Source organism: Catalinimonas alkaloidigena (assembly GCF_029504655.1).
Taxonomy (GTDB): Bacteria; Bacteroidota; Bacteroidia; order Cytophagales; family Cyclobacteriaceae; genus Catalinimonas; species Catalinimonas alkaloidigena.
This window is the reverse complement of record NZ_JAQFIL010000001.1, coordinates 5,229,313-5,250,921: the sequence shown is the minus strand read 5'-3', so window position 1 is coordinate 5,250,921 and position 21,609 is coordinate 5,229,313. Positions and strand designations below refer to the sequence as shown.

The 21,609-nt window shown below is 41.5% G+C and carries 24 protein-coding genes; 17 read left to right on the top strand and 7 right to left on the bottom strand.

Annotated elements, in window-relative coordinates:
- The 6 genes from OKW21_RS21440 to OKW21_RS21415 all read right to left on the bottom strand — a co-directional run bounded on the left by OKW21_RS21440 (position 1) and on the right by OKW21_RS21415 (position 3,700).
- Positions 1 to 420 carry an HYC_CC_PP family protein gene (locus tag OKW21_RS21440; protein ID WP_277483244.1) on the bottom strand — a complete coding sequence of 140 codons (420 nt, stop codon included), beginning with the start codon at positions 418 to 420 and terminating at the stop codon, positions 1 to 3.
- A gap of 164 nt (positions 421 to 584) precedes the next feature.
- Positions 585 to 1,175, bottom strand: coding sequence for a YceI family protein (locus tag OKW21_RS21435; RefSeq protein ID WP_277483241.1), 591 nt, complete (start codon positions 1,173 to 1,175; stop codon positions 585 to 587).
- Complete coding sequence (locus OKW21_RS21430; RefSeq protein WP_277483239.1) at positions 1,175 to 1,369, bottom strand: hypothetical protein; 195 nt, start codon at positions 1,367 to 1,369, stop codon at positions 1,175 to 1,177. Before OKW21_RS21430 ends, OKW21_RS21435 begins: the two co-directional genes overlap by 1 nt.
- A gap of 58 nt (positions 1,370 to 1,427) precedes the next feature.
- Positions 1,428 to 2,696 carry a hypothetical protein gene (locus OKW21_RS21425; RefSeq protein ID WP_277483236.1) on the bottom strand — a complete coding sequence of 423 codons (1,269 nt, stop codon included), beginning with the start codon at positions 2,694 to 2,696 and terminating at the stop codon, positions 1,428 to 1,430.
- Positions 2,697 to 2,709: 13 nt separating this feature from the next.
- Positions 2,710 to 3,288: a YceI family protein gene (locus tag OKW21_RS21420; protein ID WP_277483234.1), complete on the bottom strand. Its 579-nt coding sequence runs from the start codon at positions 3,286 to 3,288 to the stop codon at positions 2,710 to 2,712.
- A gap of 274 nt (positions 3,289 to 3,562) precedes the next feature.
- Complete coding sequence (locus tag OKW21_RS21415; RefSeq protein WP_277483231.1) at positions 3,563 to 3,700, bottom strand: hypothetical protein; 138 nt, start codon at positions 3,698 to 3,700, stop codon at positions 3,563 to 3,565.
- A gap of 157 nt (positions 3,701 to 3,857) precedes the next feature.
- On the opposite strand from OKW21_RS21415, the gene OKW21_RS21410 reads away from it, so the two are divergent.
- On the top strand, positions 3,858 to 4,904 hold the full coding sequence (locus tag OKW21_RS21410; protein ID WP_277483230.1) for a hypothetical protein: 1,047 nt from the start codon (positions 3,858 to 3,860) through the stop codon (positions 4,902 to 4,904).
- 92 nt (positions 4,905 to 4,996) lie between these two features.
- On the opposite strand, the gene OKW21_RS21405 is transcribed toward OKW21_RS21410, so the two are convergent.
- Complete coding sequence (locus tag OKW21_RS21405) at positions 4,997 to 6,010, bottom strand: IS701 family transposase (RefSeq protein WP_277483227.1); 1,014 nt, start codon at positions 6,008 to 6,010, stop codon at positions 4,997 to 4,999.
- 215 nt (positions 6,011 to 6,225) lie between these two features.
- Here OKW21_RS21405 and OKW21_RS21400 point away from each other — a divergent pair, with 215 nt between their 5' ends.
- The 16 genes from OKW21_RS21400 (at position 6,226) to OKW21_RS21325 (ending at position 21,605) form a co-directional block, all read left to right on the top strand.
- Positions 6,226 to 6,693, top strand: a complete 468-nt coding sequence (locus tag OKW21_RS21400; RefSeq protein WP_277483224.1) for a hypothetical protein — start codon at positions 6,226 to 6,228, stop codon at positions 6,691 to 6,693.
- 240 nt (positions 6,694 to 6,933) lie between these two features.
- A complete protein-coding gene (locus OKW21_RS21395) occupies positions 6,934 to 7,794 on the top strand; it encodes a helix-turn-helix domain-containing protein (protein WP_277483223.1) in 861 nt (286 codons plus the stop codon).
- A gap of 132 nt (positions 7,795 to 7,926) precedes the next feature.
- Positions 7,927 to 8,139, top strand: coding sequence for an SHOCT domain-containing protein (locus tag OKW21_RS21390; protein ID WP_277483221.1), 213 nt, complete (start codon positions 7,927 to 7,929; stop codon positions 8,137 to 8,139).
- Positions 8,136 to 8,480, top strand: coding sequence for a P-II family nitrogen regulator (locus OKW21_RS21385; RefSeq protein ID WP_277483219.1), 345 nt, complete (start codon positions 8,136 to 8,138; stop codon positions 8,478 to 8,480). Before OKW21_RS21390 ends, OKW21_RS21385 begins: the two co-directional genes overlap by 4 nt.
- Positions 8,477 to 9,310 (top strand): universal stress protein, encoded by an 834-nt coding sequence (locus tag OKW21_RS21380; protein WP_277483217.1) that lies wholly within the window; start codon positions 8,477 to 8,479, stop codon positions 9,308 to 9,310. Before OKW21_RS21385 ends, OKW21_RS21380 begins: the two co-directional genes overlap by 4 nt.
- Positions 9,311 to 9,465: 155 nt before the next feature.
- On the top strand, positions 9,466 to 9,807 hold the full coding sequence (locus tag OKW21_RS21375) for a DUF5676 family membrane protein (protein WP_277483215.1): 342 nt from the start codon (positions 9,466 to 9,468) through the stop codon (positions 9,805 to 9,807).
- An 88-nt stretch (positions 9,808 to 9,895) separates the two neighbouring features.
- Positions 9,896 to 10,912: a type II glyceraldehyde-3-phosphate dehydrogenase gene (locus OKW21_RS21370; protein ID WP_277483214.1), complete on the top strand. Its 1,017-nt coding sequence runs from the start codon at positions 9,896 to 9,898 to the stop codon at positions 10,910 to 10,912.
- Between the two features lie 48 nt (positions 10,913 to 10,960).
- Positions 10,961 to 12,079 carry a site-2 protease family protein gene (locus OKW21_RS21365; RefSeq protein ID WP_277483212.1) on the top strand — a complete coding sequence of 373 codons (1,119 nt, stop codon included), beginning with the start codon at positions 10,961 to 10,963 and terminating at the stop codon, positions 12,077 to 12,079.
- A 123-nt stretch (positions 12,080 to 12,202) separates the two neighbouring features.
- A complete protein-coding gene (locus tag OKW21_RS21360) occupies positions 12,203 to 13,051 on the top strand; it encodes a restriction endonuclease (RefSeq protein WP_277483210.1) in 849 nt (282 codons plus the stop codon).
- Positions 13,052 to 13,071: 20 nt separating this feature from the next.
- On the top strand, positions 13,072 to 14,430 hold the full coding sequence (locus OKW21_RS21355; RefSeq protein WP_277483207.1) for an MBL fold metallo-hydrolase RNA specificity domain-containing protein: 1,359 nt from the start codon (positions 13,072 to 13,074) through the stop codon (positions 14,428 to 14,430).
- Complete coding sequence (locus tag OKW21_RS21350; RefSeq protein ID WP_277483204.1) at positions 14,430 to 15,950, top strand: thymidine phosphorylase family protein; 1,521 nt, start codon at positions 14,430 to 14,432, stop codon at positions 15,948 to 15,950. Before OKW21_RS21355 ends, OKW21_RS21350 begins: the two co-directional genes overlap by 1 nt.
- 3 nt (positions 15,951 to 15,953) lie before the next feature.
- A complete protein-coding gene (locus tag OKW21_RS21345; RefSeq protein ID WP_062303416.1) occupies positions 15,954 to 16,850 on the top strand; it encodes a ribose-phosphate pyrophosphokinase in 897 nt (298 codons plus the stop codon).
- Positions 16,843 to 17,532 carry a hypothetical protein gene (locus OKW21_RS21340; protein ID WP_277483199.1) on the top strand — a complete coding sequence of 230 codons (690 nt, stop codon included), beginning with the start codon at positions 16,843 to 16,845 and terminating at the stop codon, positions 17,530 to 17,532. Before OKW21_RS21345 ends, OKW21_RS21340 begins: the two co-directional genes overlap by 8 nt.
- 6 nt (positions 17,533 to 17,538) lie before the next feature.
- Positions 17,539 to 18,270, top strand: coding sequence for a PPK2 family polyphosphate kinase (locus OKW21_RS21335; RefSeq protein WP_277483196.1), 732 nt, complete (start codon positions 17,539 to 17,541; stop codon positions 18,268 to 18,270).
- A gap of 12 nt (positions 18,271 to 18,282) precedes the next feature.
- Positions 18,283 to 20,370, top strand: coding sequence for a copper-translocating P-type ATPase (locus OKW21_RS21330; protein WP_277483194.1), 2,088 nt, complete (start codon positions 18,283 to 18,285; stop codon positions 20,368 to 20,370).
- Positions 20,370 to 21,605 (top strand): MFS transporter, encoded by a 1,236-nt coding sequence (locus OKW21_RS21325; RefSeq protein WP_277483193.1) that lies wholly within the window; start codon positions 20,370 to 20,372, stop codon positions 21,603 to 21,605. The genes OKW21_RS21330 and OKW21_RS21325 overlap by 1 nt, the downstream gene beginning before the upstream one ends.
- The last annotated feature ends 4 nt before the right edge of the window (positions 21,606 to 21,609 follow it).

Here is a 21,609-nt window from a genome sequence, read left to right as displayed (position 1 = left end):
TTAAATAAGGAAGGATTGAACGAACACTGGTATATCACGTTCAATCAGCGGAGGGGAGTAATTTTTATACTTTGCTTTATCAGCTTTAGAAGCATTTGCACTGCTTGTAAAAGTTATAACAAAAGCAGCTACGAATTCTAAATTCAAAGAACTACCAATAACCTGAGGTTTAAATTCATCTTCCAGCTCAAGAGATTGATACTCATTTTCACAACAAGGTTTTTTCTTGGTATGCTCTTCTTTTGACGAACCGGTTTCACAACTCTTGTCCATATCGGACATTCCGCAGTTTAATTTGGTATGACCGAGAACAAATTGTGATTCCACGGCCAATCCTCCACAATAATGAGTAGCTACTGCCAAACCGGAATTACCGATAAGCAAGATGAATAGTAGCGATATGGAGATTAATTTTTTCAAGAAGTTGATCTTCGTCCTTGTTAATAGTTTGTGAAACGTAAAATTAAGATTAAATGATTCCAGATTCTGTTCAATATCTTGTTTTAAATGTATGAAATTTCACTCCGACATACCTTCCTCTCAAAGGTAATACCGCCTTTAAGCAATTCATTCAACTAACACCTTTACAATAATTTTTGCAATTTGAGATGAAAATCTACTGAAACTGCATCTTTTACTTTTACAGCTCCAAATAATTTTTGTGGAGGTTGTAAGCCAAAATCAGAGAAATAGAATGTCCGGGTACCTTTGAGATGTTTACTCTTCTCGCTTTCCTCTTTAACTATACAAGAAACCGTATAGATTCTAGCCTCTCCTGCCAACGTAATTTCTACTTTCCCAAACAGTACGTTTTTGCGGGAAGGGTTCTCTTTTAACCCAATAAACCTGATGCTTATCTCCGGAAACTCACTTGCTTTGACAGCTTTGGAAAAATCACGGGTCATCATGGAATTATGGCAATCAAAACCAGATGATTTCATAACGATTTCACCACTGAGAGACGAACTTTCAGAAGCTTGGGAATAGTCCTCCTTCATAATGTCTTCGCCTCCATAGCTTACAGAAAGACAATGAAACTCATTGATATTGGTTGTACCCGATATTTCCAGCCGACTATTTCCTCTAACCTGCCAGCTTGTTTCCTGACAATCTCCATTATTACAGGAAAGAAGTGTGTTAATATTTATTATTGCTACAAGTAAATTAAACAACATTAGTTTTTATCGGTCCTGTTGTCATCTGATGACTCGCGGTAACTATTCTCAAACTTTTCTTTATACCATTGATCTAGTAAATCCGCTTTCTCATCAGTAAGAGATATCAAGGCTTTTTCATACTCCTTCCTTAAAAGCTCTTTATCAAAACTCACTTTTTCAAGAATCTCTTTACAGTATTCAAGCTTGTCCATTTTGTAAATCAGTATTCAGAAAAGTGCCGGAATTAGTATCCGGCACATCTTCCCCTGTTTAAAAGCTAATTACTGCCTCAATGTTGATACCATCAAATTCGCCTCCATTATATTTGGTACCTGTCCAGCCTTCACCTTCATATTTTTGATTTACATATTCCAGCTTGGCCATTACGTTTTTGGTCATATACCAGCCACCTCCTATATTCAGGCGATTTATTTCTTGTGTTAGAGCATTTTCTACCATTTCTCCGGAAACGGTATTGTATCGTCCTCCCAGGTAAAACTGTTCTGTATTTCCAAAACGATAAAGGAGTTCTCCTGCTAACTGTGTAAAAGCTCCTCCGCCTTGATCGTCACTGTTTGAGGCTACCTCGTATATACCAAAAAATTCCAACCCTTTGTATTTGATATACGGGTTGATCTGAATAGCAGTTAATTCTCTGAATCTTGGGTTGAACCTCCCTTCAAAAGGCCCTCCATCTCCATCTAAGGTCTCCATTACGCTATAATATCTGCTCCCGGCACGGTCTCCACCATAGATCCAGGTTCCTGTAGTGGTTCCTTTGTTAATATACCAGGAGCCTGTCAAACGCAATCTGAAATCATCACTCAACTGGTTATCATAACCCAGTTTTCCGAAAAAGGAAGCTTTGTTGTCAGAGTTGTCATTGACTACTACATTTTGATTCAATTTACCATTTGTTATTCCAATGACTCCCAAAAAACCATTTTTCATAATAGTAAGCTCACCGAAAGCCTCGGTAGAAAAAGCATCCATGATATAATTGCCTACAAATGGATTAAAAATGGCCCGTGCATTATCACTTCTTCTGAAGTGGGCATCTCCATAATTGAACTCGTCCAAGCCAATGGTTATACGGGCTACATCCATAAAACCTTGCAAAAAATCCGGTTTTATAAAGTCCAATTTGTCAATTTGAAGATAACCTCCTTTTACCCATGCTTCGCGATGGTTTTGAGAAGATAGATAAGTTCTCAAATGCATTCTCAATCCATCATATAGCTGGACATCAATGTTGAGGTTGGCTGTAGGAAGGTTAAAATTTGTCCCCAATTCTACCAGGCTGTCCAATGAGTTTGTTTGGTTTATACTTTGGAACTGCATGGCAAAATCACCTCCTATACGTACTTTAACTCCATCAAACTCCACGGTATCTTGCTTGGAAGGTTCAAATACATTAAGCCCGGCTTTATCATTAGGCCGGAAATACTGTAGGGCAGGCTGCTGCGCATACACTGCACCTGATGTAAGAAGCACCAGTGAAAGTATGGTGGCTCTATACCAATTGTTACTCGTTTTCATAATTATCTGAATTTTAGTTTATTAACTTAAAAGTTGCTTCAAAAGAAATTTGTAGTTCATCGCCAGTTTTGATTGTTCCAAACATGGCTTTTGGAGGGTCAATTTTATATTGTGTGAAAGTGATGGGAAATCCCCCGCTAAAAAGAATCTCCCCCTCCGAAACCTTGTAATTGACTTGAAGCAGAATCACGCGAGCGGTTCCGGCAATAGTGATTTTACCTTCTGCCTTGATCATTTGACCTGTAATGTTTTCTACCTTCGTCAGTTCAAATTGTATTTGCGGATATTGCTTTGCCAGGAGTGCCTCATAAGCATTGTCGTCCATGCTTCCTTTGCCACTTTTTAAGGAAATAACAGGCAGGTTGACAGCAAATGAGTTGATATCTGTGATATTGTCGGCATTCAATTCAATCTTTGCATTGCCCGTGGCTTTATCAGATATCATGTCCCAATCATGAATGGTAGAAGTGCCTTCTACCTTCAACTGCTGATCAGAAGAAAGTACATAGCTTTGTTGCGCTATTGACTGTCTGCCTGCCATTAGCGAAATAGCCAGCACCAGAACCCAACCATATTTTTTAATGTATCTCATCACTTACTCATTTTAGCCTTATAATCATGTCATATAGGTCTTTTTGAGATTGAAATGCATGATTATTATCTCTTTAGAAATTTCCTTCAAAAGTATTTAGACAAGCTTGAGTAAGCTGTATAGTATTATGTCTATTATGTATGAATTCTTGTTTTGAAAGAGCTGAATGAAAAACATTGATTTGCGCTTCCTGCTACAGTGATTCCGGACGAATGCTTATGTTCTTTCAAAACCTTTTTTTTGTCATTAAGTCATGAGGTTGCGCTTTTTGATCTTATGTCAATGCTTCTCCTTCAATTTTTACCTCACTAAGGCTAACAGACAGGGGGGGCAATCCTGCTTGATGGAAAAGCTGTTCTACCATCATGATACAACGGTCACAAACCATGTTTTTGATATATAAAGTGATCACAGTCCTCATGTTAAAAACCTTTATTCTTATGAAGAATAAGAAGGTTAATTGAAACCCTTATAATCATGGAGATGTAAAAAGTTAAAAAAGAATTAAGCTTGCCATAAATATTAATTTTATGTGTATTAGATTGCCATCATATTGTAACCAATAACTTATGAAACTCTTCTTACCTTTCTTGTTTCTGAGTGTAGCTCTCTACCTGCAAGTGTTTTCTCATGCGAATGCACAAAATCAACTGGCCAAGGGCAGGCAACCTCAAATATCTGTAGATCCACAAGGAGTAATGCGTATCGTGTTTGGAACCAATGATTCAATCATGGTAATGAACTCTTCAGATCAAGGCAAAACTTTCTCAAAACCTGAACTTATAGCCCAGCTAAAAGGAATGCATCTGGGTATGTCAAGAGGTCCTCAGATAGCCAGTTCTGCTAACTATTCGCTTGTCACTGCTATGAGTAATGATGGAAATATTCATACCTTTCAGCTTAATCATGAAATTAATCAATGGAAAAAGATCGCCAATGTAAATGATGTTCCCGCATCTGCTCCTGAAGGTCTGATGAGTATTGCTGCTGATGATCAGGATAATTTTTTTGCGGTCTGGCTTGACGTCCGATTAGACAAAAATAACAAGGTTTATGTAGCTAAGAGAAAAGCAGGAGAGCAATGGTCAAAAAATGTATTGGCTTATCAATCCCCTGATGGAACCGTCTGTGAGTGCTGTAAACCTAACATTGCTTTGGGCGACTCTAAAGTTTATGTGATGTTTAGAAATTGGTTGGATGGCTCCAGAGATATGTATGTGATGCAATCTGAGGCTGATAAACTTTCATTTGCTCTCCCAAAAAAATTGGGGGAAGAGACCTGGCCGTTAAAAGGTTGCCCTATGGATGGTGGTGGAGTTTTGATTGATGATCAAAATGAAGTGCATACGAGCTGGCAGCGGGAGGGCAAAATATTCTATGCCCAACCTGGAAAAAAGGAAATGCAAGTTGGAGAGGGAAGAGCCAGTAGCATCAGAGGGCAGAAAAACCCGGTGGTTGCCTGGCAAGATGGCGGTACATTAAAAATCAAGTCTCTGGATTCAGGCAAAGAAATTCAGGTAGGAGAAGGCGCTTTTATTGAGGTAGTATCTTTGAAAGATAATAGTACCTTCTGTGTATGGGAAAACGAGAGTGAAATTTATTCCAAAAGAGAATAGTGTAAAGTTAATTTTACAGTCAGGCTACAGTCAATTCTTCTCAACAATTTCTTAAATATGCTGTAAAATAATAGGACTTTCGCTTCAATGATTTATATAACTTGAATAGTTGTGTTATAAAGCTGATTCACCAAATAATCAGTAAGTTGCCCATGCTTAATTTGATAGATCGTTGTACCTAGTTGCTTGGCTTTTACCTTTAAGGAGATCCATGCGTGGTAGCAACAGGCTAGATGATTTCGCTGGGCACGTGCTTTGCGTGATTGACATTTTTCTGAACCAGTTAACTGTTTGAACCCTCCCGGTCGGGCATGACTGTGAAAATCTTCCACCTGCCAACGGTTTTCATTCTTTAATTCAGCAACAAAGCAGTTAACATTCTGGTCTAGATCATTTGTAACAATCCATTCAATGCGGCCGTCTGTGGCCACTATCTTGAAAAGTTTCACTTGAAAGGGCAATTTTTGTAGTTTGACCACTAATCCCTGCACTAAAGCCTGCTCATTAAATATCAATTCATCCAGATGTTGATAACCGATGTCTCGGCTTACACTCACCTTACGGTTGCTCTTTAGGGTAGTAAAGAATGTCCAACTACTGCGATGAATTAGCTTTAGGTTATCCACTGAGCCATACCAGGTATCAAATAGGATGGTTCTGGCTTTAAAGTGTTTGTGAGTAATAAGTCTGGCAAACATCTCTTGAAAATGATCATTCTTGGTCTTGCCATCCGTATCTGGATGATAGATACGGTAGTCAATTGGCCAAAAATCCCCATCATTCCCACCTGAATGTACAAAATTCACTAAGCCAATACCGCGCACAGTGCCATGCTCATTGCCTGAATACTGGCATTTGACTAACTCTATGAAGCGGGAGTACCTCTTATCTTGAACACTATCATCTACGATAATGGCCGACTTTGCATGATCATCAATATGAGAACTAACTACTTCCCAAAGCTGAGAGGGTGAGAAATGCTCACGCCGCAAAAAATCACTTACCGCATCATGACTTAGTTTAGCACTATGCTCTGCAAGATGCGTAGCTGTATAATTAGTGTGAGTACTAATCAGGTAGCGGATATAGTCTTCTTTCTTTATCATCCAAATAATGTAAGCTATCTTTAATGCAAAGCGAAAGTCCTAAATAAAACAAGTTGATTTATTTTTGATTCTCATTTTTGTAAGAAGAATCTTGTTTATTAGTGCAGTGTTAGGGGGCAAAATGACATAAATCATTGAAAAAAATGATTTATGTCATTTAAATACCACCCTAAACCATGTACTTATGTTATAGTAGAGTATCACTGCCAATGGTCATGATAAGAAAATTGCATAACATCAAACAATACATAGTAACCCTGCTCCTTACAGGGTTTATCAGTGTATTTGTATGCGATGCGCTATGTGATTTAGGATTAATATCGTGGGGGAATTATCCTGCTATGGTTAAAGAAGCTGATCCTCACCCAAAAAAAACACATGACCATAATCATAACAAAGCCGCTACTGATCATCATCACGATGATAAGCATAGCCATGATGATAGCGAGGAAGATGAGTGTTGTGATGAAGTAGTGAATAACCTCTATGCCTCATTAATCAAATATGAGCTAAAGCAAATAGCGGCTGAGACTCCCATCTTTCACGTGCTTTATCAGGTGTACGCCATAGATTTTGAGGTTGAAACTTTTAATCAGCAATTACTCCCGTTTTTATATACCAATCTGCCACCACCGGTTAGTGGTAACCATATTCGTATTTTTATTCAATCCTTCCTCAATTAGCATTCATCTGTTAGGCTGATCGTGAAGTTTGCCATGTTCTACTCCGCAAGCTTATCAGCCTTATTCTATTCTTTTCAATAATTCTTAATCACTTTTTCTGCGAGGGCAATGTATTGCCGACCTTAAATTATTGTTGAAATCATTCATTTGGTAATGAGCAATAAGATTTAGATCGGCTGATACTCCTTCGCAATCACTGGATTTAATCCAGGATCAGAAAAAGTTTAACCCCTATAACAGATGAAAACATTAAATCTGAATATTAAAAATATGGTGTGCCCGAGATGCATTCTGGTTGTACGAAATGAATTAGAGGAACTCGGAGCAATTATTTCAACGATCCGGCTTGGGCATGCTACAATACAAGTGCCTGAGGCCCTGAACAAGGACAAAATCGCGTCCAGGTTAAATACTTATGGGTTTGAACTTCTTGAAGACAAAGAAGAAATCCTGATGGAAAAGATTAAGCTTGGAATTCAACACTATATAGAAATCCTTGAAAAATCTACCAAAGAGGTGATGTTGTCTGATTTTCTGGCACACGAAATTGGTAAAAATTACAATTTTCTTAGCAAGCTCTTTTCAAAAATTGAGGGGCTTACGATAGAGACCTACTACATAAACAAAAGAGTGGACAGGGTAAAAGAGCTGATAAAGTATGATGAACTGAACTTAAGTGAGATTGCGGTTAAGCTCGGATACAGTTCCGTCCATTACCTATCCAGTCAATTTAAGCGTGTTACCGGTCTGTCTGTATCTGATTATAAAGAAGTAATGAGAAACGAGAACCGGTATTACAAGAACTTATCTGAAGCACTGGGCGACTTAAGGGAAAAAGGCTACACCTATAATTTCAACAGGAAGGAAGATTGTCTGGAATGTAAGGATCTGTGTGCCAGCTTTCAAATTGAGGAATTGAATATTTCAGAGTTCTACCGGTTTGATGAAAATGAAGATGCAGCAGGCAAGTCTGTTATTTATGGTATAGAAACAAAAGATGGCCTGAAAGGACTACTCATTGACAATAGCAATCAACAAAACAAGGCATTATTCAGGAGTTCTAACAAGTTGAATGAAAAAGAAAATACAAAAAAAAGGTAACCACTTTATGAACAATATATCGTACATCAAAGACAAGATTTCGAAAATAGAGAGCCGTACTTTCTCGTAATTTTGAATAACAATCAGTGATCAAGGGTTGATAAATTATTTGAAACCATAAAATTAAATATCATGCATTGGTTTGAAGGACACTATTGGGGTATGCACATCATCTGGTGGGTGATCTGGGTGATTTTCATCATTTGGATTTTTGCAACCCCTTGGGATATACCCGGACAAAGAACGATAAAAGAAACACCATTAGACCTTTTGAAAAAAAGGTATGCCAAAGGTGAAATCAGCAAAGAAGAGTATGAAGACATAAAAAAGACGTTACAAAAATGAAAGAAATAAAGGCTTTCGTCAGACCGGATCGATTACCTGATATTGTAAATCATCTGCGCGAAGAAGGAGTTTGTTGCTTAACTGTCTTCGAAGGAGAGGGAACCGGTCACTATACCGATGAGCGTAAGGATTTTCCGTCTTTGAGACACCCATTTTCTCACGCTAAAATAGCAAAACTGGAAGTTGTTTTACCCGAAAAGAAGGTGAAGAAAGCACTAGAGATTATACATCAAAACGGAAAAACAGCTCACTCCGGGGACGGTATTATTTATATCACAGAGGTTAGTGAGATGGTCAAAGTAAAAACATTAGAACCCGACTTGGAGAACAGAGACTTATGAAAAATATTTTAGTTCCAACCGACTTTTCAGAAACAGCTAACCGGGCTGCGGATATTGCCATTGCCATAGCCGAGAAATCAGGTGCGGAGATTCATTTTTTGCACTTACAGATCACGCCAGTGCAGTGGGTTAAACTTAATAAGGAGAAGGAGCAGCGATTTCCCGAAACATTAAAGGAAATCGGGCATGCGAAGAGCGAGCTTAATAAGCTGGTAAAGGAAGCGGAAAACAAAGGTTTGAAAGCTGTACAGTTTCTAGTGTTTGATGTGGGTAGAGAGGAAATCCTCAAACATATTCCCTTTCATCATCATGATTTTGTGGTCATGGGTTCCCATGGCGCCTCTGGTGCAAAAGAATTGTTTGTAGGGTCCAATGCCCAAAAGGTACTAAGAGACGCTTCGGTTCCGGTATTGATCATCAAAGAAAAGTCTAAGTGGCCCGTTAAAAATGTGGTTTTTGCATCCAATTTTGAAGAAGATGTCAAAGAACCCTTTAAGACCGTGGTGAAGTTCGCTGATCTCAACGAATCCAATATTCACCTTCTTTATGTCAATGTGCCGTTTTCATTTGAGGAGACGGACAGGAGCCTTGAGAAAATGCATGCTTTTCATGAAACCTGTCCTCGCGGAGGAACCTGCACCACCAACATCTACAATTCGCTAAATGAAGAACGTGGCATTCTAAAGTTTTCCGAATCTGTAAATGCTGACCTTATTGCATTAACTACACATGGGAGGTCCGGCTTTTTTAACCTGATAGGAAAGAGCATTACCGAAAACCTGGCAAACCATGCCGATATACCTATACTAAGTATTAACCTTAACCGATAACGATATGAAAAATCACATGCTATGGATGTTAATAGGGTGCTTGGGAATATTCCTTCTACTATTCCTATTGCCTGTCTTTGGGTTCAATGGAACCAATTCACTGTTTGTTTTTATGATCATTTTTTTTGTGGCTCACCTCTTTATAATGGGCAGCCATGGGGGACATGGCGGGCACAGAAGTCATGAAGATAAACAATCAAAAAAAGAAAGCGGTCATGCAACACATCAACATTAAGAAATTCGCATTAGCCTGGGGAGTGGCAGGGGCCATATTTTACCTGGGTTGTATTATTTTAATGGCAACAGTAGGCCGTGAGGGGACCATCTTGTTTTTTAATAGCCTGTTACACGGGCTGGATACAAGTGCTGTAATTAGAATGGACGTGCCCTGGACTGAAGCCTTAATAGGTCTGGTAGAAATGTTTATATTAGGCTGGTTGTTTGGTGCCCTGGTAGCATCCGTCTATAACATCTCGTTTAATAAAAAGTACCGCTGATTGGAGACCCGGTAAAGCTTTGTGCTGGTCGTATTCGGGCTTTTCCATGTTAATAATATTCACACCTCAATTAAAAACCAATGATATCATGAAAAAGAAAATAGCACTTATAGGATATGGCGTAATCGGCAAAAGAGTAGCCGATGCAATTGCTTTACAAGACGATATGGAATTAGCCGGGGTATGTGATGTGATCAGCGACTGGCGCATTCAAGCTGCAGTAAATAAAGGATACCCTGTTTATGCAGCTACCGAAGATGCCAGTGGTTACATGCAAAAGGCCGGTATTCCCCTGGCTGGTAATATGGCAGACCTATTAGGGGTTGCTCACCTGGTGGTAGATTGTACGCCAAAGAAGATAGCCGCACAAAATGTAAAAATTTATAAAGAGCGGGGAATAAAATTTATCCTGCAAGGTGGAGAAAAACACAAAACTACCGGCCACTCCTTTAGTGCGGAAAATAACTATGCCTCCGCCCTGAAGCGGGACAGTACCCGTGTGGTCTCCTGCAACACCACCTCCATTTTGCGTACGCTTACCGCTCTTAAAAAGGCGGATCTGTTACAGAGTGCCCGGGGAACTTTGCTGCGCAGGGCAACAGACCCCTGGGAAAGCCATTTAGGGGGCATCATGAATACGCTCGTGCCAGAGAAAGATATTCCCAGCCACCAGGGGCCGGACGCACAGAGCGTGGACTCTGAACTGGATGTAGTAACCATGGCTGTGAAAGTACCTCAAACCCTTAGCCACCTGCACTACTGGAATGTCCGTCTTACCCGGAAAGCAGATAAAAAAGAGGTGATAGAAGCATTTCAGACATCTACGCGAATCAAATTGATTAACTACAGCGATGGTCTGGTTTCCAATAATACGATCAAAGAAAAGTACCTGGATATGGGACGGCCCTGGGGCGATATGTATGAAGTAGCCCTTTGGCAAGATATGCTTAAAGTCGAGGGAGATGAGCTCTATTATGCGTATGTGGTCGATAACCAGGCTATTGTTATACCGGAAACAATTGATGCTATAAGGGCATTGACGGGAATAGAGAAAAGTGCAGAAAGCTCTATTAAAAAGACGAATGAAAGTTTAGGGATTAAGTAAGATAGGATATTTAGGTTTAATCAAGCGAACGAAAAACATATACCTAAAATGAAAAAATGGTCACTGTACATAGGCAGTTATGCCAGCATTAAAGTCTTCATTCACTGGACCTTCTGGATAATTATTGGATGGATTTTTCTGATGCACTACAATATGGGACATGGTATCTACGAAGGGTTATGGGGGGTACTGTTTATTTTGGCATTGTTTGGCTGCGTAGTATTACATGAGTTTGGGCATGCCCTCACCGCCAAACGTTATCATATCCTAACCCGCGACATCACTATTTATCCCATTGGTGGCGTAGCCAGCCTGGAGGCGATGCCGGAGAAGCCGCGGCAGGAATTATTGGTTGCCATTGCGGGGCCAGCCGTAAACTTGGGAATTGCAGCAATACTGTTGATCTACCTACAGTACACTGGAAAGGTGCCCGATCTCTCAATGCTGGAAGTGGAAAATCAAAACGCGCATATGCTCGGTCGGCCCTTTGGTTTTAATCTTTTTGCCGCTAATCTAATCCTGGCGGTATTCAACCTTATTCCGGCTTTTCCTATGGATGGAGGCCGGATATTACGGGCCGTGCTAGCCTTTACTATGGATCGCCCACGGGCAACACGCATTGCGGCAACCGTGGGACAATTTCTCGCCATAGCCTTCGTGTTTTTCGGGTTCTTCTACAATTTCTGGCTGGTATTCATAGGGTTGTTCATCTACCTGGGAGCCGGTTCAGAAGCGGTGTACGAATCAACAAAATCCGCTTTATCCGGATATACGGCAAAAGATGTACTGATGAGAAAGTTTACCCGTTTAGTACCGGAAGACAATTTGGAAAAGGTAGTACAGGTGCTACTTGATAGCCAGGAACAAGAATTTATAGTTACTAAAAACAATCATATTCATGGTGTTTTAACGCGAAAAGAACTGATAAAAGGATTGTCCGAATACGGGAAGGCGTCACCGGTGTCTCGTATGGTGCGAAATGATTATTTGACACTGCACCCGACTATGGCACTACAGGAGGTCTATCAAAAACTGATGGCTAGCCACTGCTCGGTGGCCCCAGTACTGGACAATGGTCAACTTATTGGCATTGTGGATAAAGAAAATATCAATGAGTTGCTTATGGTAAATGAGGCTATAAAGACCGAAATGCTACTCAATAAGTAGAAAATTTGTAGCTTAAGGTTGGCTGAAATCAGAGACGTAATTTCGTACATCGAAAGTGAGATATCATAAAAACCTCCGAGTGTAAAATTCTAACTTTAACATCCAATTGTTAAAGTAGATTGAATGCCAGAAAAGACCGTTTTAATAACCAAGGCTTCCGGTGAAAAAGCTCCATTTTCACCAACCAAACTCAGGCAATCCCTTGAAAAGGCAGGGGCAGTTTCTGCCGTTATTGATCGGATTGTGAGTGAGATTGAAGCGCAGCTTGTTGATGGTATGTCCACAAAGAAAATCTACAGCCAGGCATTCTCCATGCTACGGAAGCACTCAAAACCTGTAGCAGGTAGGTATAAGATCAAGCAGGCGATTCTGGAGCTGGGTCCCTCTGGTTATCCCTTTGAAAAGTTTGTAGGTGAAATTTTAAAACATCAGGGGTACCGTACTAAAGTCGGGGTAATCATTCAGGGTCATTGCGTCTCTCACGAAATAGATGTGGAGGCTGAGAAAGATAATCAGCACTTCATGGTGGAGTGCAAATTTCATAACCGCCAAGGTTATAAGTGTGATGTGAAAATTCCACTTTATATCAAATCCCGGTTTGAGGATGTGAAAAAGCAATGGGAAAAGCGCAAAGGACACGCGACAAAATTTCATGAAGGCTGGGTGGTGACCAATACCCGGTTTACCGAAGATGCCATCCAATATGGCAAATGTTCAGGTCTAATACTGATAGGTTGGGATTATCCACAGCAAGGAAGCATTAGCGACCGGATAAATATGTCTGGTCTGCACCCTGTTACATGTCTTACCAGCCTTACAAAGGCTGAGAAGCAAAAGCTGATTGATAAGATGATCGTGCTTTGTAAGGAGTTATGCAATAAACCCGAATTACTTGAAGAAATGGGCATTTCTCATACACGAGTCAAAAGAATCATCAAAGAGGGAGAGGAAATTTGCTCAGGTAGTACGTAACACAACAAATGAATGATAAAATGACCATAAACTTTTTAGGAGCCGCTGGTACGGTTACAGGCTCCAAATATTTACTTGAATCAGGAAATAAAAAACTGATGGTGGATTGCGGTGTGTTTCAAGGATTAAAAGAATTACGTTTACTCAATTGGGAACAACCTGAATATGATCCGAAAGCCATTGATGCTGTTGTGCTTACGCACGGACATCTTGATCATACCGGCTACCTGGCTCGTTTGGTAAAGCTTGGTTTTAGAGGAAAAATATATGGTAGTGCGCCTACCTTAAAAATCGCAGAAATTATCTTAAAGGATAGCGCCAAAATTCAGGAAGAAGAGGCAGCCAGGGCAAATAAAGAGGGTTACAGTAAGCACAGTCCGGCAGAGGCTTTCTATGACTTAAAAGACGTTGAAAATACCCTTCCACTTTTCAACCCTGTTTCAGAAGGTAAATGGCATGTAATTGAAGGTGCCTTTAAAGTAAGGTGGCAATACAATGGCCATATCATTGGATCAACTTTTATTGAAGTAGAGACCAACGATAGCCGCCTGGTGTTTTCAGGTGATATTGGCAGAAAAAAAGATTTGCTTTTGTATACGCCAAAAAAGCCTGAAAAAGCGGATGTCCTGCTTATTGAATCCACCTATGGAGGAAGGATTCATCCTGAAGAAGAAAGTATTGTCCCTGAACTGGAACGTATAGTCAACGAAACGGTAGAGCGTGGAGGAAGCCTGTTCATTCCCAGTTTTGCCGTAGAGCGCACTCAGCTCATGATGCTAATGCTTTGGAGGCTTTTGAAGGAGAAAAGGATTCCAAAAATACCAATGATCATGGATAGCCCTATGGGTGCTAATGTACTCCATCTATTTCATGCTTCCAGGGACTGGCACAAGCTTAAGCCGGAAGAATGTGATGAAATGTGTTCTCATTTTCAGGAAGTGAGCAACTATCGGGAAACACTGACACTGCGGGAAGACAATAAATCCAAGATCATCATTGCAGGTAGCGGTATGATGACGGGCGGACGAATACTCAACTACATGGAAACAAGATCAGGCAATAGTAACGACACCCTACTTTTTGTAGGCTATCAGGCAGAAGGAACAAGAGGAAGAAAGCTACTTGAAGGTGCAAAAGAAATTAAAGTGTATGGCAAATGGCTGCCATTCAACATGCAGATGGAACACATTGAAGGACTGAGTGCACATGGTGATCAAAACGATTTGATTGATTGGCTCTCTGAAATTAAAAAACAACCCGAAAAGGTGTTTATTATTCATGGGGAAGCAGAGCAGGCAGAAGCTTTGTCAAAAGCCCTGGAAGATAATAAAGGATGGCAAACAGATATCCCACAACTTAATCAAAAGGTAGAATTGTGATGGAAGCAAAGGATACCCGGCATAACGTATTAAAACTAGTAAGATTAGGCATAGATGCCCGAAACGAATATATGGTATTTATGAGTAAGGACTGCCCGGTTTGTATATCGGAAGGGTTTGAGGCTTTAAATCGTATAAAAGTTTCAAAAGGAGAAAAAACCATTGTAGCGTCTCTTATCGTTTGGGATGATGAGTCACAATTAAGTCATGACCAATTGGGCCTTTCTGATGCCGCTATTGAAGCCTTGGAAACTAAAGAAGGTGACTTACTTAGGCTGAGCCATTTAGATGCGCTTGATTCCATGAGTGATGTCCGTAAGAAAATTTATGGACACCGACTGAACCAGGCCGAGTTTGACAGGATCATTGGCGATATCGTCAATCGTAACTTATCTAATATTCAATTGTCGGCTTTTCTGGCTTCCAGCACAGGGAACTCATTAAATCAGGACGAAGTGATTGCCCTGACCCGTTCTATGATCAATGTGGGTTTCAAACTGGACTGGGGCAAGGATAAAGTTTATGATAAACACTGCATAGGAGGCTTGCCTGGTAACAGAACTACTCCATTAGTAGTGTCTATTGTTGCCGCAGCTGGGTTGACCATCCCTAAAACTTCTTCCCGTGCCATTACTTCTCCTGCCGGTACTGCTGACACCATGGACATAGTCACCAACGTAAATCTCACCACCGGGCAAATGAAAAATGTCGTGGAACAGGAAGGCGGTTGCCTTGCCTGGGGCGGATCAGTACAGCTAAGTCCGGCAGATGATATACTCATCCGTGTAGAAAAAGCTTTGGATATTGATAGCGAAGGGCAGATGATCGCTTCCGTGCTTTCTAAAAAGGCGGCAGCAGGTTCTACCGATGTGGTGATTGATATTCCTGTTGGAGCTACGGCTAAGGTGCGGTCGCAGGAGGCTGCTGTGCATCTGTCAGAAAAGATGGTTGCGGTAGGCAAAGCCATCGGGCTGAATATTGATATTGTATTAACCGATGGGTCACAACCTGTGGGGAGGGGTATAGGGCCTGCCTTGGAAGCTAAGGATGTTTTATCCGTCTTGAGAAATGAAAACAATGCACCTGATGACCTGCGAGAAAGAGCAATAATATTGGCAGGCAGGTTACTTGAAATGGGAGGAAAAGCAGCCGAAGGGTCAGGTACTCTTGAAGCTTTGAGAGTTTTGAAAAGTGGAGCCGCCTACAAAAAATTCACTGCTATCTGCGAGGCACAAGGTTTTTTCAGGGAACCTGAGGTAGCGCCCCATAAGCATAGGATTAGATCCGCAGCAAGTGGAGTAGTTTCAGAAATTGATAATCGCAGACTGGCCAAAGTGGCTAAGCTGGCCGGTGCTCCAGGTGCGATGACAGCAGGCATTTTGCTGCTTACACCATTGGGTACTCATGTGGAAGAGAACGATACTCTGTTTGAAATCCATGCTGAGTCACAAGGAGAGCTTGAATACGCCCTTTCTTACCTGGATGCACAAAAACAAATTATTAAAATCAAAGCGACTTAAAATATGGAAATGATAGTTTTTGCCTTACCGGGCAACGAAGAACTTACAAAAAAAATAGCAGGACACCTTAAGGCTGAAAAGGGAGAGGCAACCATCCGGCAGTTTCCCGATGGGGAAAGCTATGTGCAGATTCACTCTGAGGTTAAAGATAAATGCGTGGTAATGGTATGCACATTACACGAGCCGGATGCCAAATTGCTGCCCCTGTACTTTTTAAGTAAGACGGCCAAAGAACTTGGTGCTGCCTGTACGTGCCTGGTAGCGCCTTATCTGGCCTACATGCGTCAGGATAAGCAGTTTAATCCGGGAGAAGGTATTACCTCTACGTATTTTGCTGAATTAATATCAGGCTTTGCAGAAACGTTGACCACCGTTGACCCACACCTTCACCGTAGAAGTTCGTTAAGTGAGATTTACACCGTACCTAATAAACTGATCCATGCGGCATCACACATTTCAAAATGGGTGAGCGATAATATTGAAAAGCCGGTATTCATCGGCCCGGATAGTGAAAGTGAGCAATGGGTTTCTCAGGTAGCAGAAGAAGCCGGAGCACCTTTTACGGTGTTAGAGAAGGTGAGGCACGGTGACAGGGATGTGGAAGTGTCCGTCCCCGATGTAGCAAAATACAAAGACCACACCCCGGTACTGGTGGATGATATAATTTCCACCGCCAGAACGATGATAGAGACAGTCGGCCATTTAAAAAAAGCCGGAATGCACCCACCGGTTTGTGTTGGGGTACATGCCGTATTTGCTGGCTCAGCCTATGCGGATCTAAAAAATGCAGGGGTACAACAGGTCGTCACGTGCAACACCATCCCTCATGAAAGTAATCAGATTGACCTTTCAGATATTCTGGCAAAAGAGATTAACCAACTGATGAAGCATCATGCGTAGTGCGCTACTCACCTTAATAGCGTGTCTGCAACTTGCCCCTGCAATTTTGTATGGTCAGGAGAAAGAAATGTTCATTCAGCAAATAGCGCAAAAAAGAATAGTACGTGAAAACTATGATCAAAATGGAGACCTGCAGGGCAAGCAGATATTTTTAACGGGTGAGTTAGAGCAGCAGGGTAAAACTTATCGGATAAAGGTAATAACCGAGCTCTATGACGAAAGCGGCCGGCTTACGGAAAAGTACACGACCACATATAAGTGCAATCCCAATGAGTTTGATGTGCTATTGAATGTATTTCCTTTTACTGATCCGGATGACGAGAAGATAAAAGTGGATGTCACTTCAGAAGACTTTCAGCAACTGTATGAACTGGGTAAAGGAGAAGAATTAAAAGATATTCATTTGAAGATGAGTGTTGAATCGGGGGTGTTAAGTTTTTTCGGATCCAAAAGCCTGGTCACCATAAAAAACAGGAAAAAGGAGTTAGTGAACCAATCAGTAAAAATAAGTAGTGAGGCTGTTATTGAAGCATACATGATGGGAATCCGTATTAAAACGATAAACTATGTCGTGGAAGAATACCTGACTAACGATTTCGTATTGCAACGTCAGCAGTTTACAGAGGATGATGGGGCCTGGTTTACCATGAAATATGAACAGAACGCAAAAGAAATTGAATAAAATCAGATGGTTGAGTTAGAACACATATCAACACTGCCACCGGAAGATGCCGATAAGGCGGAAACAAAGAAAGCCTTGAAAAAACTCCGAAAGGAGCTTTTTCAGTTGCAGAATAAGTTCTATGCCGATGGAAGATACAGCATGCTCATTGTCTTGCAGGGGCTTGATACCTCCGGAAAGGATGGTACGATCCGTCACGCTTTTAGCGGCATGAACCCGCAGGGCGTGCAGGTAACATCGTTTAAGAAACCCACAATTGATGAGCTCAAACATGACTTTTTATGGCGCGTTTATCCACATTTTCCCAAGAAAGGTATGATCAGGGTATTTAACAGGTCATACTTTGAAGACATTCTGGTTCCGGCTACAAACAAGAGCCTTTCAGAAGATGTCTTGCAGCACCGCATCAACCTGATCAATGAACTGGAACATCATCTGATGGCGAATGGTACATTGATTTTAAAGTTTTATCTACACCTATCGGCTAACGAGCAGGTAAAGCGTATTGAGGAGCGTAAGACAAAACCGCACAAACGATGGAAATATGCCAAAGAAGATGAACTTATCCCAAAAAAATGGGATGACTACAGGAAAACGTATCATACCATATTGAATGCCTGCGACCATCTGCCCTGGCACATCATCCCAGCAGATAAGCGCTGGTTTCGTAATTATACAGCAGCTAAAATTTTAGCCGAACAGCTTGAAAAACTAAATCTGAAATACCCGAACAAATAAAAAATAGTCATTATGGAAAATCATAAAGAGCATAATCACACACACCATAAGCACGAAGAAAGTAAAAAGCATGAAGATCATTCCGGACATGAAGGACATGGGCATAGTAGTCATTCGGGTCACAACCCCGGGCATGGTGAAATGGGACATGATCATCATAAAATGATGATAGAGGACTTCAAAAAGCGATTCTGGATATCGCTGGTACTCACTGTCCCTATACTTGTTTTTTCGCCAATGATCCAGGGATTTTTCGGTTATGAGTGGCTGCTGCCGGGCAATGCTTACATTCTGTTCGGGCTTTCTACCATCGTTTATTTTTACGGAGGCTGGCCTTTTCTGAAAGGATTGAAGGATGAGCTGAAGGAAGGTGCCCCGGGCATGATGACTTTAATATCCATGGCCATTAGTGTTGCCTATTTTTATAGTTCCGCAACAGTGTTCGGCCTTGAAGGAGAAGACTTTTTTTGGGAACTGGCCACCCTGATTGATATCATGCTACTCGGCCACTGGCTGGAAATGAAATCCGTACTGGGAGCTTCAAAAGCCCTGCAGTTATTGGTAAGCATGATGCCCTCAGAAGCGCATCGGGTCAAAGGTGACACGGTAGAAGATGTGAAGCTGGAAGACTTGCAAAAAGATGATATTATTTTGATTAAACCCGGTGAAAAAGTTCCGGCTGATGGCATTATCGTAGAGGGGGAAAGTTACCTGAATGAGTCTATGCTGACCGGGGAATCCAAACCGGTAAAAAAAGGCCTTGAGAATAAAGTAATCGGAGGGTCACTCAATGGCAATGGCTCACTAAAAGTAAAAGTAGAGCATACAGGTAAAGACAGCTACCTCAATAAGGTAATTACGCTGGTACAAGAGGCGCAAAAGTCTAAGTCAAAAATGCAGAATTTGTCAGACCGTGCCGCCAAGTGGCTTACCTATATTGCATTGGCCATTGGTTTTGGTACGCTGGCTACCTGGTTGTTTTTAGGCTTTCCTTTCGTATATGCCCTGGAAAGAATGGTTACCGTCATGGTCATTGCTTGTCCGCATGCGCTTGGCTTAGCCATACCATTAGTGGTAGCCATATCCACTGCGGTTTCGGCACAGAATGGTCTGCTGATTAGAAACAGGACTGCTTTTGAGGAATCAAGAAAGATCTCGGCCCTCGTTTTTGATAAAACCGGAACCCTGACCAAAGGCGATTTTGGCGTTACCCGTGTAGAAGCGGTAGATCAGCAATTTGAGGCAGACGAACTACTTCGGCTTTCCAGTGCTTTGGAGCAAAGTTCGGAACATCCTATTGCCGTTGGTATTATCAAAAAAGTAAAAGAGAAAGACATAGCCGTACCCAAACCGGAAAACTTCAATGCCATTACCGGTAAAGGGGTAGAAGCAAAAGTGGAAGGAAAAGATGTAAAAGTAGTGAGCCCGGGTTATCTGAAAGATGAGAATATTTCCCTACCTGATGGTGCCTACAGCAGTGCTGCGGAGACAGTTGTATTTGTGCTGGTGGATAATAAACTGGCCGGGTACATCGCCCTGGCCGATGAGATCAGGCCGGAAAGTGCCCAGGCAATTAAAGTGTTCAAAAACAATAACATTAAAGTGATGATGGCTACCGGTGACAATGAAACAGTCGCCAAAGCAGTAAGTGAAGAACTAGGCCTGGACGGATACTACTCAGAGGTATTGCCACACCAGAAGGTTGAAATCGTAAAAGACCTACAAGCTAAGAATGAATTTGTCGCTATGACCGGTGATGGGGTGAACGATGCGCCTGCACTGGCACAGGCCAACGTAGGTATTGCCGTGGGCTCAGGAACCGATGTGGCAGCCGAAACAGCCGACATTATTTTGGTCAATAGCAACCCGCAAGACATTGCCAATCTGATCCTGTTTGGAAAAGCTACTTACAATAAGATGATCCAAAACCTGATATGGGCTACGGGATACAACGCGGTTGCCATTCCTCTTGCGGCAGGGGTGCTTTACACATCCGGCTTTGTATTAGGGCCTGCTGTAGGTGCGGTATTTATGAGTTTGAGTACCATTATAGTGGCAATCAATGCCCAACTTTTAAAGAAAAAAATTGGTAGCAAGTAATGGGTAATAGAGAAATCCTTGGCAGGATAATAATTGTCCTGTTGAGTATTTTTGTGGTTATGAGCGGGTATGGCGTACTGCTGCCCGTTTTACCCTACTATACGGAAAGACTTGCTTTAAAGTCCGGTGTAGTGGCGGATGAGGATATCAACTATCACATTGGTATCCTTACCAGCATATACCCATTTTTTCAACTATTATTTGCGGTAGTTTGGGGTAAGTTATCTGACCGTTTCGGTCGTAAACTACTCATCATTATGGGGCTGACAGGTTTTGTTGTTATGCAGGCATTAACCGGCCTGGCTACTTCTTTAACCATGCTGTACATGGCCCGTATCCTTGGAGGGATCTTCTCATCTTCGGTTATCCCCGTTGGTAATGCTTACCTCAGTGACATTACCAACAGCATGCAGCGAAGGAAAGTCTTGGCATGGTCCGGGGTGGCTGTAAGTACGGGAGTGATAGCCGGGCCGATGATCGGTGGTTATCTCGCTCAAACCAACCTGCATTTTAATACCAGCTTCGGGCATTTACTGCTAGATAAATTCAGCGTTCCTTTCCTTGCGGTGGCATTATTAGGGGTATTGATTTTGTTTCTAACCATCGGATGGTTGAAAAATCCCGAAAGACGTAACCTTGATATTCTACAAGAAGTACAGCAATCAAGATTGAGCATCAGATTAGATTTTATATTACTGTTACTGATGTCATTGGTTATTCAATTAGCAGTTACCTTATTTGAAACGGTCTTTTCCGTATACGCTAAGGATGTCCTTACTTTTACTACTTCACAGATAGGCCTGGGCTTTATGCTTTGTGGTTTGATCATGGCGGCACTACAGCCCCTCTTTGCCAGTCTTGATGAGAAAAAATTGTCTATAAACACACAACTATTTATCGGCTTTGCAATAGCCTCATTGGCCATGTTCGCTTTTTCTTTCTGGACACACAACTTGTTTGTCTACGCTATGATCATCGTTTTTGCGGTAGGAGGAGCCATGGTTACGCCAAATCTTATCGCTATGATTTCTTTCATTGATAAAAATCATACCGGAGCTAATCTTTCGCTACAAACATCTGTTAATAGCATCGGTCAGGTACTGGGGCCTATTTTGGGTATTTGGTTGTACACCTTTGGCAAATCCTGGCCATACCCGATCATCGGAACAGTATTACTACTTGTAACCGTTCTGGTCGTCCCGAGGTTAAAATCAACAAGTAAAAAACGTCAATAATTGT

Coding starts and splice junctions, on each gene's coding strand:
- OKW21_RS21435 (WP_277483241.1), bottom strand. CDS start 1,175: ATGTTGTTTAATTTACTTGTAGCAATAATAAATATTAACACACTTCTT.
- OKW21_RS21430 (WP_277483239.1), bottom strand. CDS start 1,369: ATGGACAAGCTTGAATACTGTAAAGAGATTCTTGAAAAAGTGAGTTTT.
- OKW21_RS21425 (WP_277483236.1), bottom strand. CDS start 2,696: ATGAAAACGAGTAACAATTGGTATAGAGCCACCATACTTTCACTGGTG.
- OKW21_RS21420 (WP_277483234.1), bottom strand. CDS start 3,288: ATGAGATACATTAAAAAATATGGTTGGGTTCTGGTGCTGGCTATTTCG.
- OKW21_RS21410 (WP_277483230.1), top strand. CDS start 3,858: ATGAAACTCTTCTTACCTTTCTTGTTTCTGAGTGTAGCTCTCTACCTG.
- OKW21_RS21405 (WP_277483227.1), bottom strand. CDS start 6,010: ATGATAAAGAAAGAAGACTATATCCGCTACCTGATTAGTACTCACACT.
- OKW21_RS21400 (WP_277483224.1), top strand. CDS start 6,226: ATGATAAGAAAATTGCATAACATCAAACAATACATAGTAACCCTGCTC.
- OKW21_RS21395 (WP_277483223.1), top strand. CDS start 6,934: ATGAAAACATTAAATCTGAATATTAAAAATATGGTGTGCCCGAGATGC.
- OKW21_RS21390 (WP_277483221.1), top strand. CDS start 7,927: ATGCATTGGTTTGAAGGACACTATTGGGGTATGCACATCATCTGGTGG.
- OKW21_RS21385 (WP_277483219.1), top strand. CDS start 8,136: ATGAAAGAAATAAAGGCTTTCGTCAGACCGGATCGATTACCTGATATT.
- OKW21_RS21380 (WP_277483217.1), top strand. CDS start 8,477: ATGAAAAATATTTTAGTTCCAACCGACTTTTCAGAAACAGCTAACCGG.
- OKW21_RS21375 (WP_277483215.1), top strand. CDS start 9,466: ATGGGGGACATGGCGGGCACAGAAGTCATGAAGATAAACAATCAAAAA.
- OKW21_RS21370 (WP_277483214.1), top strand. CDS start 9,896: ATGAAAAAGAAAATAGCACTTATAGGATATGGCGTAATCGGCAAAAGA.
- OKW21_RS21365 (WP_277483212.1), top strand. CDS start 10,961: ATGAAAAAATGGTCACTGTACATAGGCAGTTATGCCAGCATTAAAGTC.
- OKW21_RS21360 (WP_277483210.1), top strand. CDS start 12,203: ATGCCAGAAAAGACCGTTTTAATAACCAAGGCTTCCGGTGAAAAAGCT.
- OKW21_RS21355 (WP_277483207.1), top strand. CDS start 13,072: ATGACCATAAACTTTTTAGGAGCCGCTGGTACGGTTACAGGCTCCAAA.
- OKW21_RS21350 (WP_277483204.1), top strand. CDS start 14,430: ATGGAAGCAAAGGATACCCGGCATAACGTATTAAAACTAGTAAGATTA.
- OKW21_RS21345 (WP_062303416.1), top strand. CDS start 15,954: ATGGAAATGATAGTTTTTGCCTTACCGGGCAACGAAGAACTTACAAAA.
- OKW21_RS21340 (WP_277483199.1), top strand. CDS start 16,843: ATGCGTAGTGCGCTACTCACCTTAATAGCGTGTCTGCAACTTGCCCCT.
- OKW21_RS21335 (WP_277483196.1), top strand. CDS start 17,539: ATGGTTGAGTTAGAACACATATCAACACTGCCACCGGAAGATGCCGAT.
- OKW21_RS21330 (WP_277483194.1), top strand. CDS start 18,283: ATGGAAAATCATAAAGAGCATAATCACACACACCATAAGCACGAAGAA.
- OKW21_RS21325 (WP_277483193.1), top strand. CDS start 20,370: ATGGGTAATAGAGAAATCCTTGGCAGGATAATAATTGTCCTGTTGAGT.